The sequence below is a fragment of the Bacillus sp. SRB_331 genome, assembly GCF_003264175.1.
Taxonomy (GTDB): domain Bacteria; phylum Bacillota; class Bacilli; order Bacillales; family Bacillaceae_G; genus Bacillus_A; species Bacillus_A mycoides.
Genome location: NZ_NADV01000021.1, coordinates 179,338 through 193,204, shown reverse-complemented (window position 1 = coordinate 193,204; position 13,867 = coordinate 179,338). Strand labels below are relative to the sequence as shown.

At 33.8% G+C, this 13,867-nt stretch carries 12 protein-coding genes and 3 pseudogenes; 12 read left to right on the top strand and 3 right to left on the bottom strand.

Going from position 1 to position 13,867, the window contains the following annotated elements:
• Positions 1 to 7 precede the first annotated feature (7 nt).
• Entirely contained in the window at positions 8 to 535 is a 528-nt protein-coding gene (locus B5P42_RS15035; protein WP_002065170.1) for an HAD-IIIA family hydrolase, read from the bottom strand.
• Positions 536 to 564: 29 nt separating this feature from the next.
• Entirely contained in the window at positions 565 to 996 is a 432-nt protein-coding gene (locus tag B5P42_RS15030) for a GNAT family N-acetyltransferase (protein WP_107887459.1), read from the bottom strand.
• 153 nt (positions 997 to 1,149) lie between these two features.
• Between B5P42_RS15030 and B5P42_RS15025 the strand changes: the two genes are divergently transcribed.
• The 9 genes and pseudogenes from B5P42_RS15025 to B5P42_RS32695 form a co-directional block, all read left to right on the top strand.
• Entirely contained in the window at positions 1,150 to 1,860 is a 711-nt protein-coding gene (locus tag B5P42_RS15025) for an ABC transporter ATP-binding protein (protein ID WP_044441941.1), read from the top strand.
• Positions 1,853 to 3,052 (top strand): ABC transporter permease, encoded by a 1,200-nt coding sequence (locus tag B5P42_RS15020; protein WP_113734544.1) that lies wholly within the window; start codon positions 1,853 to 1,855, stop codon positions 3,050 to 3,052. The genes B5P42_RS15025 and B5P42_RS15020 overlap by 8 nt, the downstream gene beginning before the upstream one ends.
• Positions 3,053 to 3,334: 282 nt before the next feature.
• Positions 3,335 to 3,922 carry a YpjP family protein gene (locus tag B5P42_RS15015; RefSeq protein WP_002031682.1) on the top strand — a complete coding sequence of 196 codons (588 nt, stop codon included), beginning with the start codon at positions 3,335 to 3,337 and terminating at the stop codon, positions 3,920 to 3,922.
• Positions 3,923 to 4,024: 102 nt separating this feature from the next.
• On the top strand, positions 4,025 to 4,660 hold the full coding sequence (locus B5P42_RS15010; RefSeq protein WP_113734543.1) for an HAD family hydrolase: 636 nt from the start codon (positions 4,025 to 4,027) through the stop codon (positions 4,658 to 4,660).
• Positions 4,661 to 4,703: 43 nt separating this feature from the next.
• Positions 4,704 to 4,852 (top strand): annotated as a pseudogene (locus B5P42_RS33520) (VOC family protein); the annotation flags it as partial.
• A gap of 11 nt (positions 4,853 to 4,863) precedes the next feature.
• Entirely contained in the window at positions 4,864 to 5,796 is a 933-nt protein-coding gene (locus B5P42_RS15000; protein ID WP_113734542.1) for an aminoglycoside phosphotransferase family protein, read from the top strand.
• A 140-nt stretch (positions 5,797 to 5,936) separates the two neighbouring features.
• Positions 5,937 to 6,806: pseudogene (locus B5P42_RS14995) on the top strand (AraC family transcriptional regulator).
• 144 nt (positions 6,807 to 6,950) lie between these two features.
• Positions 6,951 to 8,060 carry an alpha/beta hydrolase gene (locus tag B5P42_RS14990; RefSeq protein ID WP_113734541.1) on the top strand — a complete coding sequence of 370 codons (1,110 nt, stop codon included), beginning with the start codon at positions 6,951 to 6,953 and terminating at the stop codon, positions 8,058 to 8,060.
• Positions 8,061 to 8,158: 98 nt separating this feature from the next.
• A pseudogene (locus B5P42_RS32695) lies at positions 8,159 to 8,332 on the top strand (phosphatase PAP2 family protein); the annotation flags it as partial.
• Positions 8,333 to 8,527: 195 nt separating this feature from the next.
• On the opposite strand, the gene B5P42_RS14980 reads toward B5P42_RS32695, so the two are convergent.
• Entirely contained in the window at positions 8,528 to 9,985 is a 1,458-nt protein-coding gene (locus tag B5P42_RS14980; protein ID WP_113734540.1) for a serine hydrolase, read from the bottom strand.
• A gap of 198 nt (positions 9,986 to 10,183) precedes the next feature.
• Here B5P42_RS14980 and B5P42_RS14975 point away from each other — a divergent pair, with 198 nt between their 5' ends.
• From B5P42_RS14975 to pbpC, 3 genes are all read left to right on the top strand, one after another.
• Positions 10,184 to 11,140 (top strand): thymidylate synthase, encoded by a 957-nt coding sequence (locus tag B5P42_RS14975; protein WP_113734539.1) that lies wholly within the window; start codon positions 10,184 to 10,186, stop codon positions 11,138 to 11,140.
• Positions 11,141 to 11,159: 19 nt separating this feature from the next.
• Complete coding sequence (locus B5P42_RS14970; RefSeq protein WP_113734538.1) at positions 11,160 to 11,648, top strand: dihydrofolate reductase; 489 nt, start codon at positions 11,160 to 11,162, stop codon at positions 11,646 to 11,648.
• Between the two features lie 156 nt (positions 11,649 to 11,804).
• Positions 11,805 to 13,790, top strand: a complete 1,986-nt coding sequence (gene pbpC / locus B5P42_RS14965; RefSeq protein ID WP_113734537.1) for a penicillin-binding protein 3 — start codon at positions 11,805 to 11,807, stop codon at positions 13,788 to 13,790.
• Positions 13,791 to 13,867: the final 77 nt, after the last annotated feature.

Sequence of the window (13,867 nt, the reverse complement as noted above, 5' to 3'; positions counted from 1 at the left end):
TAATTTTTTATTGATGATTTAAAATCCAATTTGTAGCATCTTCAAAGTTTTTTGCGATGTAATTTGGTTCAATATGTGCCCATTTATCTCGGAACGTATGTAAAGCATCATATCCAGCACCAGTTTGAACTAATATAGTCGTTGCATTTACTTTTGCCCCAGCAACAATATCTGTCCAGCGATCACCGATTACAGCGCATTTTGTTAAATCAAGCCCATGTTTTTCCGCTGCTTGCAGGAGCATACCTGTGCTCGGTTTGCGGCATTCACATCCGCCACCATGTTTATGAGGACATAGATAAATATCATCAAAACCAAACCTTTTTAATTCTTGCACAAAATCATTCGCAGTTGCTTTTCCATCCGCGATACCTGGTTGATTCGTAAAAGAGAATAGTTTAATATTTTGAGCTTTTAACTTTTGTAAAGATTCCTTTGTAAAAGGAAATAACGTGAAAGAACCTGGATAATGTATTGTAGTATCACCGCCAATTGTTCCGTCACGATCAATAAATATTGCTTCAATGTTTGTCATAGTTATAGTCCTTTCTTCGTACCAGTAGTTTAAAAATATTTTACAAATCGATACCCATTTACTTCATAGCCCAATTTTTCATAGAAGGGGTGTGCTTCTTTGCGGTTCATTCCACTAACAAGCCAAGTACCAATACAGTCATGCTCTTTTGCTAATTGTTCTGCATAATCCATTAACACTTGTCCAATACCTTTTCGACGTATTGTAGAATCAACACTAATAATTGAAATCTCTCCATAACGAGTTACATCTTCTAAATTTTCACGTATACGAAATCCTAGTAATCCAAAAATAGTATTATCTTCCTCATATACATATAAAAAATCAAAAGGGCTCATTTGTACGAATTGCAATCGGTTGTTCATATCTTCATAGGAAATAGAGGAACCTTTTAATTCTTTTGTTAAAGAACAAAGTGCATCTATATCGTCTATCGTAGCTTCACGAATTTGAAAAGACATATTATCCACTCCAATAAAATGTAATCAAACATTAAGTATTCTGTTAAAAAGTATTTATTCCTGCTACGAAAATAGATATTTTATAATGATATATAGATAGTTATATGTTATTCTTTTCCTTGATTGTATTGGAAATGGAAAGAAGGGGAATGTATGTTAGAAGTGAATATCCGCTCTGCTGGATATGATATAGGGGAAAAGACAATTCATGATATTGCTTTTTCGATTGAACAAGGGGAATTAGTTGCTCTTATTGGCGCAAATGGTGCAGGAAAGAGTACGACAATTAAGTCGATACTCGGTCTACTTGTCAATATGGATGGTGAAATCTCGTTTGGTGAAAAGAAAAATCCATATGCTTATGTACCGGAGCACCCCACTTATTATGATTACTTAACTTTGTGGGAGCATATTGAATTGCTAATGGCTGCCCGTGGAAATGAAGTGGGAAATTGGGAGGACAAAGCAAGGGAATTATTACATACGTTTCGAATGGAAAAACATATACACGAATACATATCAAAATTTTCAAAAGGTATGAAACAAAAATCGATGCTAATATTAGCATTTTTAACAGAGCCAGATTTTTATATTATTGATGAGCCTTTTATCGGTTTAGATCCAGTAGCCACGAAAGACTTTTTGAATTATTTATATAAGGAAAAAGAGCGAGGAGCAGGTATATTACTTTGTACGCACGTGCTGGATACAGCTGAAAGAATTTGTGAAAGATTTTTACTCATTTCGCAAGGTACATTAGTAGCAGATGGGCATTTAGAGGCGATCCAATCGTTAGCAGAAATGCCAGGAAGTACACTGTTAGATTGTTTCGATGCAATTGTAAGGCGGGAACAAAATGATTAAACAACAGTTTAATAAAAGGTTACGTCATGAATTGCAAAGAAAATGGAAAGCGATTCGTTCTGTAACAGATTGGACAGTAGCATTATATATTATTATTCCAGCACTTATATTTGCGGGGATCTATTATCGTTCACTATGGATGAAAGAATTATCGATGGAAGAGACCATTTATTTTGGGTTAGGTTTACTTGCGTTTTATTTTGTCACATTTTCAAGAGGACTTCGCTCATTTTTTGAACAAGCAGATAGTTTATTTTTAATTTCGTACCCAAATCATATGCGAAAATTAATGAAGCTTGGCATTATATATACGTTAATTCGGATTGCAATAACGAACGCAATTGTAGTATTCATTATGCTGCCTATATTGATGAAAAGTATGGGAGTGACAATTATACAAATCGCACTGTTCTGGATGTTCTTTACTGTTTTTCGATTTATGCTATCGTTGTTGACGAGATTCATAAATGTACGTGTGGGGAAACGATGGGTTTTATTGATTATAAAAGATGTTATATTTTCTTTAAGTTTAGTCTATTTTGGAATCAGTGTATTTTTTATTTTTAAAAATCCATTGTATTTCATATTATTTACCGGCCTAGTAGCTGTACTTACTGTAGTCTTAGTAAAAGAAAAGATGAATTATAAAAAGTTCTTTTTTAAAGAAGTTGAGAAAGAAAAAGAAGAAAGTATGCGCTGGACTGTAGGGATTATGCAAGTTGGTGGTCATGCAGCTAAGCCAAGTAGTTCGAATAAAAAACCGTGGATGTTCCCTCGGTCTAAAAAGATATTAGGAAAAAATTCTGATTCGCGTATTGTAGAAGCTTTTTTAAAAGAATTTTTGCGTACAAGTAGTGCTTTAATGTTTTATGTTCAAATTGTATGTATAAGTACTGTAGGTATTATCGTGACTCCGCAGTGGATAACAGCTATTATTCTTGTATTTGCTATAGTTGCTATTTCTCGCTATGCGCGTGATTATTGGAATGAATTTACGAAGAAAATGTTTCTACATTTATATTGTGATGAAGGAGAATTACTATTATTAAGGTGGAAGGCGGATCGTTATTTGCTCCTTCCAGTCGTATTCATATACGGGACGGTCATCCTTTCTCAGTTTTATTTATTACCAGCAGTAATTATTGGGGTTATTTTTATAGTATTCATTGGTTGGATTGTATTTTTACCATAGAAAAAGAGCCGGAAATGGCTCTTTTTCTAGTCTGTAACACACTGATAAATAAAATATACTAAAAGAAGTATGCTTGCGGCGGAGTACACGACATCTAAAGTCATCTGATTGCCCCCTCATTGTTGTTGTATTTATAGTGTATGAAATCTTACAATTTCATATTCAAGTGAAAAATATGTGAACGTTAACAAAATTGTAAAGTGCAAAAATTACAATCATTTTGTATAATAGAAGAAACAACCGTTATATAAAATATAATGAGTGAAAGGGGAGGGAACATAAATGCCAAATTGGTTTAGAAAAACCTTAGTCGCATTAATTACCGTATTTACGTTTGGTTTAGTGACGCCTCCTTCCATATTACTTGATAATGCCAAAGCTGCGGACAAGCCTACGAGCACAGCTGGGCAACAAAATTTGGAGAGTACGTCCTATACATATGAAGAAACAAATGATAGGTTAACCACCGATACTTTTGTTAACTATGCGATGCAAGAAGCAGAGAAGCAATCTATGCAAAAATTCGGCTCTAAAATTGGGCCTGTAATTGAAGATGAATTTAAAGATGTTGTATTACCTAAAATTGAAGAGGCAATTGCGGAACTCGCAAATGATGTGCCAGAAGAATCTTTGCAATCATTAGCGATTTCTCAAAGACCGGCTGGCGGAAATAATGAAAAGATTTTTCATGTTTATGACACGAAATCAGGAAATGACTTACTGCGATTTCATGTGAGGAGAGATCATCCACCGCAAGATGGATATTATTTTAATTTCCACTATCATCGTTTTGATGATGGATATTCAGGACACCATGAGTTAGGAAATATTTATTGGAATACGAATGTACCGCCGAAATGGTTGTCTTAAAAAGAACGAGAGAAAATCTTGTTCTTTTTTTATGTTGATAAAAGGGTAAACTATGTTGTTGAATAATATAGGTTTAGGAAAAAAAGCAAAGGGAGTAGGGGAATGCAAAAATACATTGTTTTTGACTGTGATGGCACATTAGTAGATTCACAAAATATATTTGTACCGATTTATAATCAACTTGCTGAAAAGCATGGATATAAGACAGTGAGTGAGGAAGAAATTGAGCCTTTACAAAAATTGACTATTTCTGAAAGGTGTAAAAAACTCGATGTACCACTTTATAAACTTCCTATATTGGCGTTAGAGTTTTATAAACTATATCAACCTACCATAAAAGATCTCGTTTTATTCGATGGGATGAAAGATGTATTAGATGAACTACATAAAAAAGGCTACGGGATTGCGATTATATCTTCGAACTCAGAAGAGCATATTAGGGTATTTTTACATAGTAATGGCATAGAAAATATTCAAGAAGTGTATTGTTCTAAAAATTTGTTTGGTAAAGATAAAATGATTAAAAGATTTTTAAAGTCGAAAAAGCTAACAGAACAAGATATGTTGTATGTCGGTGATGAACAACGTGATATTGCAGCTTGTAAAAAAGCTGGTGTGAATGTCATTTGGGTTTCTTGGGGGTATGACGTAATTGAGACAGTAAAAGGAGACGCGCCAGATTATATGGTTAATACGCCAGGGGAAATTGTGCAAGTAGTACAGGCGGCACATTCTTAATATAAATAAACTTTGAGCAGGTATTCATCATATTGAATTTTAGGTAGCAAAGTTTCTTACTGGCAATAAGGTGAAGGTTATACGTGGTCCAATTGAAATGAATCATTATTCGGATGTTGCTATACAATAGACTTTTATGACCCGAAGGGCTTTATTGTAGAGGTTGCGTATACAGCGAATACAGAAATGTAAGGAGAATAGACATGAAGACAATTACAACGTGGAAAAACAATATACAAATAGTAAAAGATGCTGCAAATATTGAAGAAATCTCTAAAGGTTTCTCTCCTGATAAAAAATATATTATTACGACTACTGATGATGAAAAATATTTATTACGGACAGGTGATATAAAAGAGTATGATAGGAAAAAAATAGAGTTTCAAATTTTAAATGAAATGGTAAAACGTAACGTGCAGGCTCAAAGACCAATTGAACTCGGTATATTGGAGGAAGAAGATTTATGTTATAGTATTTTTTCATATTTAGAAGGAGAAGATGCTAAGAAGCTATTGCCTACATATACGCCAAAAGAACAATATGATATTGGTATAGCAGCAGGAAAAGACTTAGCAACAATGCATACACATGAAGCTCCTAAGGATATACTCCCATGGTATGAAAGAGCAATGAAAAAACATAGAAAATATTTAGATGCGTATAAAACATGCGGAATTAAAATTGAAAATGATGATAGAATCATAAAGTTTATAGATGAAAATGAAATGTATGTAAAGAACCGCCCAAATCGATTTCAACACGATGATTTTCATTTAGAAAATATAATTGTACGTGATGCGAAATATGTAGGTGTTGTTGATTTTAATGGCTACGACTGGGGCGACCCACTTCATGATTTCGTAAAAATAGCATTATTTGCAAGAGACATTAGTATCCCGTATTCAATCGGACAAATAGAAGGATACTTTAATGGGAGAATACCAGAGGAGTTCTGGAAATTATATGCGGTGTACGTTGGCATGACGGTTTTTTCTTCAGTTGTCTGGAGTTTACGAGCAGCACCACATATGTTAGAGGATACGTTAGAGCGTCTTACTATAGTTTTAGAGGATCATAAAAACTTTGAATTATCAAAGCCAATCTGGTTTGATAGTGAAATGATGAATAAAAAATAAGGATAGCAGGTGGGAAATCTCACACCTGCTATTTGTAAATAACTCATGAGACGGTCTCTTTACATACTATGTATGTAGTTTTTTTATGAAGGAATGAAAATCTTGACGTCTACTTTATAATATAAAAAGGGGGTGGGAAATTGAAAATCAGGCAAGGCAAATATGAAGAAATAAAATTACGCGATAGAATTCCAGGAATGGTTGAATATATATAGGATACAATGTTACCTACTGGTTTTCACTATTATATTCCTCCTCACTGGCATAGAAGTATTGAAATTAGCCTAGTCGTATATGGAGAGGTTTTCTTGTATGTGAATGGGCAAAAAAAGAAAGTATCCGCTGGCGAATTTATTTTTGTGAATAGTGGCGATGTTCATGAATTCGAAAAAGTTAAAAATACAAGTTGTGCAGTAATGATGTTAATTATTTCTTATGAATTTCTTAAAGAGGTAAATGGAGATTTTGATAAATATAGATTTAATATAAAAGAATCAGTTGTTCAGAAAACTAACCTCCAGCAAATATTTTATGAATTAAAGGAGTTAGTCACAAATTTTGATGATTTAAGTTACATAAAAATTAATAATTTAATTTATGAAATTGTTTATATTCTATTGCGATATTGCAAAGATGGAGAGAGTATAGACAATAATTATCAACTTGGAAATAAACAGAAAGAAATGATTACGTATATTTATAAACATTATGATGAAGAACTTAAACTGAAAGATGTAGCTAAACATTTTTTTGTAAGTGAAGAACATTTTTCTCGTATGTTCAAAAAATCGTTCGGATCAAATTTCACCACTTTTTTAACGAGATACAGGCTCTATAAAGCGTATGAAGATATTATTAATAGTACAAATTCTATACAAGATATAGCAGTGAAACACGGATTTCCAAATGTAAAATCATTTATTTCACAGTTTAAAGAAAAATACGGATATACACCATTACAGTATAGGAAAAATATCATATCAAAAAATGACAATAATCGAATCAAATAGGAACAACAATAAAAAAACGTTTCATGTTACATTTTGTACATGGAACGTTTTTTATTTAGTAATAGTAAATGAAGTGAGATTCAATAGAGATTTATCTAATCTGAAGAAATAAAAGCGTTTAAAATAAGGGAGGATGAATACTAGATGACTAGAAAATATGACTTAAACCTATTAGAAAAAATTCAAGAAAAACAAGAAATCATTAATGTACAGGGGGCGAAAGTTTTAGTAAAAAACATACCAGATTGTGATGAAAAAGGAGCGATGGATCCACGTCTTTATAAGGACACGAAGGTTCAAATGAATGTAATGAGGTTTATGCCTAAAAATATGATGAAAATGGACGCTTCTGAAAAATCGGTAAGGAATATGCGAAAACAATTTAATGGAATTAAGAGTGTTCCAATTGTCACTAAAGACGTTAATATTACGCATAAAACAGTGAAAGCGGAAGATGGATATGATATTCCGATAAGAATTTATAACAGTGTTTCTAAACAAGAGAATGCGCCAGTTTTATACTTTATTCATGGTGGTGGATTTATGGCAGGATCACCAGATGTAGTAGAAGAACTTGTGAAATTGATAGTAGAAAAAATAGATATACTAGCCGTTTCTGTGGATTATCGATTAGCTCCGGAAAATCCTTTTCCAACTGGGCATACAGATTGCTACACTACTTTAAAGTGGATTTATGAAAATACTGATACATTAGGCGGGGATAAGAATAATATCTTTGTGGCAGGTGATAGTGCAGGAGGGAACTTAACACAGTATTGTACAACTAAAGATATGGAAGATGGTAGGAAGTACGTGAAGGGACAGTTGCTTCTGTATCCTACACTTAATATGTGTGACTATGAAGATGAATTTTATTCTTGGAGTATAGATAAATATGAAATTGCTCCTAAGTATAAAAAAGGATTAGAAAAAATGCTTAATATAATGCATTCAATGGTTGGAGGTATGTCAGAAGTACTTGGTACGAAAGAAATTCATTCGAAGTATTTAAGTCCATATGTTGATGTATCCCCAGACTATCCAAGTACATTTATTACGGTAGGAGAGCATGATTTTTTAATGATTGAATGTTTAGCGTATGCAGCTAAATTAACTAAAAAAGGAGTTGATACTGAGACAGTTCTTTATCGAGGGTTGGGGCACGCTTATGGAGATAACGTAGGTGTCTATCCTCAAAGTGAAGATTTAGCAATTGAGATGGGGAATTTTATATTAAAACATAGTGGAAAGTAGGAGAAATAGAAAAGTGATATTAATTTCCAGCTTCGCTATTTTACTATGTATCTACAGACTTATAAATATCCAATAGTCTATATGAACCAACTAATAAGATACTAGTACCAATGAGTCGTATTGTGGTAGGAGCCCATTTTGCTTCAGATGTTACAGTTGGAGTCGCTATTTCAGTTACTGTTTTTATGTGTTTGAAAAAAATTATATGGAGAGATAAGAAAAATAAACGCGCCAATAATAATGATGTTCTTCTTCATTCAGGAAATCGATAATAAAAAAGTTATTTCTTTGAGATTATATAACAATTAATAGATAGCTTGTTCATTAAGTTGTTTTTGATTAATAAGTTAGTATTTGGGCTACCCTTAATTTATTTGTTTAATTAAATAACAGAATTATCGGTTTATGGAAGGGTTTCTAGTTCCAAAATAATAGAGGGAAGCACAATCTTCCCTCTATTTAATTTGTTATTTAATTTTCGTAAATGTAAGAGGCTGAGTACTTAAAGTTGCAGGTACGTGTAATTGAAGAGTCGGGAATTCACCATTTACATTCATATCATAAGCGAATAAAAGCCCCATTTTCATTTGGAACAAACTAATTGATGCTGAGAAGATGTCGTAATGATGATGTTTTAGCTGAAATTCCATATCCATAAATTGTACATGTAGGAAATCATCTTGTTTGTATACTTTCAGTGTTCCATAAGCGGGATGCTCAAAAGTTCCAGTGTAGTCATCTAATGCATGAGAAGGGATAGTCCCTTTTATTGGTTCGGGAAGTGATGTAGTTGCCTCTTTCATCATTTCTTTCATTTTTTCACTATCTTCTACAGCACGTTCATGCCATTCGATATATTCTAGTCCGAGAAGTTCATCGTAAATATGCTTTGTAATATAAGTAGGAAGTAAAGTTTGTCCAGAATTTGTTAGTACGATAATACCGATATTTTCGTTTGGCATAAATGAAGCAAGTGCAGAAAATCCATCAATATTACCGCCGTGATGAATCATTTTATAACCGCGGTAAGCACTAATAAACCAACCGAGTCCATAGCTATTTAATGGTGATTCACTCGTTGATAACATTGGCTGATTCGGGATTGGAGTGTGTGGTGTATACATTTCTTGGAGTAGTTCAGTAGAAATCAAATCATGATTTTCTGTTTTTCCTTCGTTTAAATGAAGCAAAACCCATTTTGCCATATCTTCAATGGTAGAATTAATACATCCAGCCGCTCCAACTGTATCGATATTTCGGAATGGAATTTCTTTTATTTCACCGTCATTTTCAATATAAGGTAAAGCATAATCATCTGTATTTTGTGAGTCTGTAACAGAGAAGTTTGTTTGATCCATATTTAAAGGTTCTAAAATATGTTCTGCAACGTATTGCTCCCACGTTTGATTCGTAATATTTTCCACAATATAACTAATTGTCGCATACATTAAGTTGTTATAAAGAAATGCTGTGCGGAACGGAGCATCAAGTGATAAATATTTTATTTTTTCTACTATATCTTTTCGAGTTAAAGAAGAGCTGTACCAAAGAGCATCGTGACGACTTACCCCAGTACGATGAGAAGCTAAATCTCGTCCTGTAACTTGCGAGTTAGCGAGCATATCGGATAAAGAGAAGTTAGGTACGTAAGTTTGGACAGGAGTATCCCAATTAAACTTTTTTTGCTGTGCTAATAAGCTTAATGAAAGTGTACCGAATGCTTTCGTCGCAGAACCGATTGCGAATCGTGTCTGCGGGGTAACGGCCTCTTTTTTCTCTATGTTACGATAGCCGAAACCTTCTGAAATAATGACCTCACCATCTTTTATAACAGCTACAGCAGCGCCAGGAACGTGTAAATCCTTCATCATCTTCTCAACATTATGTTGTAACGTACTTAAAACAGGAGTTTTGATTTTAGACATGCTTCCAACCTCCAAATATAATTTTTATGTTCCGCACTATACTTTCTGTAATAGAAAAGTGAAAACCTTTTTTAATATTGAAAGTTAATAATTTTGTAAGAAATATTGAAAGAATTTTTATTAATTTGGATTATTAAATTCGCTGTTTTTCATGTTATGATAAATTTCATATAAGATTGAAAGAAGGTTTTACTACATATGAAACATGCTGAATATGAATACTTAAATTTATGCCGCCATGTAATGGAGCATGGTACGAAGAAAGAAGATCGTACAGGGACAGGCACTGTATCTGTATTTGGATATCAAATGCGTTTTGATCTAAGTAATGGTTTTCCTTTATTAACGACAAAGAGAGTGCCGTTTCGCCTTATAGCAAGTGAACTGCTTTGGTTTATGAAAGGTGATACAAATATTCGTTATTTATTGCAGCATAATAATAATATTTGGAATGAATGGGCATTTAAGAGCTGGGTAGAAAGCGATGATTATACTGGCCCTGATATGACAGATTTCGGTCTCCGCTCACAACAAGATGAGGAATTTAAGAAGCAATACGATGAGCAAATGGAATTGTTTAAAAAGAACGTTTTAGAAGACGATGAATTCTCAACGAAATTTGGATATTTAGGAGACGTATACGGAAAGCAGTGGCGTGCTTGGAAAACGACAGCTGGTGAGACACTTGATCAATTAAAAGATGTAATTGAAATGATTAAGAAAACGCCAGATTCACGCCGTCTAATTGTTTCTGCTTGGAATCCTGAAGATGTACCAAGTATGGCTTTACCGCCTTGTCATACGCTATTCCAGTTTTATGTAGCAGATGGAAAGCTTTCTTGTCAGTTATATCAGAGAAGCGGTGACATATTCCTTGGCATTCCATTTAACATTGCAAGCTATTCACTTTTAACACATTTAATAGCACATGAATGTGGTCTTGAAGTAGGAGAGTTTGTTCATACAATTGGAGATGCACACATTTATACAAATCATTTTGAACAAGTAGAAAAGCAATTGGCACGTGAACCACGCCCGTTCCCTAAACTTACATTAAATCCAGATGTGAAATCTGTGTTTGATTTTGAGATGGAAGATTTAACGATTGAAGGATATGATCCACACCCAGCGATTAAAGCACCGGTTGCAGTGTAATTGTAGAGGAGATGACAAGATGATTGTTTCATTTATGGTCGCAATGGACGAGAATAGAGTGATTGGTAAAGATAATAACTTACCTTGGCGTTTACCGAGTGAATTACAGTATGTAAAGAAAACGACGATGGGTCACCCACTTATTATGGGGAGAAAGAACTATGAAGCAATTGGTAGACCATTGCCTGGAAGACGTAATATTATTGTAACGCGTAACGGTGATTATCATGTTGAAGGTTGTGAAGTTGCTCATTCTGTGGAAGAAGTATTTGAGCTATGCAAAGATGAAGAAGAAATCTTTATTTTTGGAGGAGCGCAAATTTATGATTTATTCTTACCGTATGTGGAGAAGTTGTATATAACAAAGATTCATCATGCATTTGATGGAGATACATTCTTCCCGGAAATGGATATGACTGGTTGGAAAGAAGTTTTTGTGGAGAAGGGCTTAACGGATGAAAAAAATCCGTACACGTACTATTATCATATTTATGAAAAGCAACAATAAAAAAAGATTGATGTGAGCATTCACATCAATCTTTTTATTTATATTATCAGATGTATCTTTATAGATGGGATTCGATAGTGCTATAATGAGAGTTAGCATGTATAGAATGCTATAAATCGTTAGAAGTACGCCATGTAATAAAAGGAGGAGAATCAGTTGAGAAAAATATGGGGGATTCTTTTTCTTTGCTTAACATTCATGTTAGTTGGATGTGGTAAAGAAGAAAAACCACAAGAAGCGTTTGATACATATGTAAAAGCATGGAATAAACAAAAATTTGCAGATATGTACGATCAATTATCAGAAAATGCAAAAAAAGATATTTCAAAGAAAGAGTTTACTGAGAAATATGAAAAAATTTATTCTGGTATTGAAGTGAAAGACTTAAAGGTAGAAACAGGGGAAGTAAAAGAAGATAAAAAAGATGAAGGCCCTGTTCCTTTTAAAGTAAGCATGGATACAGTTGGTGGTAAAATCACTTTTGGTCATGAAGCAAAAATGGTGAAAGAAAAAGATGGAGATAAAGAGTCTTGGAAAATAGATTGGACACCTGATTTCATTTTCCCTGGCATGACAAAAGATAGTAAAGTGCGTATGCAAACAACACAACCAAAACGTGGTGAAATATACGATCGTAATGGAAAAGGTCTTGCGACGAATGGGAAAGCTTCTGAGATTGGAATTGTTCCAGAAAAATTAGATGAAACTGCTCCGCAAACGAAAGAAGCAGTAGCGAAGTTGTTAAATATGTCTGTAGAAGAAATTGATCAAAAACTAGCTGCTAAATGGGTAAAACCAGGGTATCTTGTACCAATTGGAATTTTACCTGAAGGGACAACGCAAAATATGTATATTGATTTACCTGGTGTTGCAGCAAAACCTGTAAATGTTCGTACATATCCGTTAGGGGAAGCAGCAGCGCATCTTACTGGTTATATCGGAAAAGTAAATGCTGAAGATTTAAAAACGCTTCAAAAGAAAGGCTATCAAGCCGATGAACCAGTTGGTAAGGCTGGATTAGAGCAAGTATTGGAAGAACAGCTACGCGGGAAAAAAGGTGGCCGTGTCTTCATGGAAGATGCACAAGGAAAAGAAATTAAAAATTTAGCGAAAACAGATGCTGTTGATGGAGAAAATGTAACTTTAACTATCGATAGTGTTGTACAAGAAAAAACGTATAATGAAATGAAGGGAGAAGCTGGTTCAAGTGCGGCAATTAATCCGAAAAGTGGAGAAACAATTGCTCTTGTAAGTAGTCCAGCTTATAATCCTAATTTAATTGCACGAGGAACATCAAAAGCACAGCGCGAGGCTTGGAATAATGACCCGAAAAAACCGATGACGAATCGATTTACACAATTATCGGTACCAGGTTCTGTATTTAAGCCAATTACAGGTGCAATTGGTCTTGAAACAAAAACAATCGATCCAAAAGAAGAATTGAAAATTGAAGGACTGAAGTGGACGAAAGATTCTTCTTGGGGCAATTATTACGTAACACGTGTAAAAGATGCAAATCCGATTGATTTTGATAAGGCAATGAAATACTCGGATAATATTTATTTCGCACAAGAAGCTTTGAAAATTGGAAAAGATAAATTTATGGCTGAGGCGAAAAAATTCGGATTTGATGAGAAATTACCAATTGAATATGGATTCCCAGCTTCTAAAATCGCAAATGATGGCATAAAAAATGATATTCAAATGGCAGATACAGGATATGGACAAGGACAAGTCTTAATGACTCCTCTTCATTTAGCTTTAACGTATGCACCGATTGTAAATGATGGAAAGATTCCGTCACCGTATCTTATTAAAACAGATAAACAACCAAAAGCTTGGAAAGAGAACGTGATTTCTAAAGAAAATCAAGATATATTGAAAACGGCTTTAACGAAAGTAATTAACGATCCAGATGGTACGGGGAAAATTGCGAAAATTGATGGTATGACCCTTGCTGGTAAAACAGGAACAGCAGAATTAAAAGTATCAAAAGAGGCAGAGGGAAAAGAACTAGGTTGGTTCGCTGCGTTTGATTTAAATTCACCTGATATGGTCATTACAATGATGATTGAAGATGTAAAAGGTAGAGGTGGAAGTAATATTCCGGCTGAAAAAGTGAAACATGTTTTTCAAAAGTAGTAATTGATGAAAACTATCTCCATGAAATATGGAGGTAGTTTTTTTATTTGGTTAAAACCTTAATACTTATATACAAA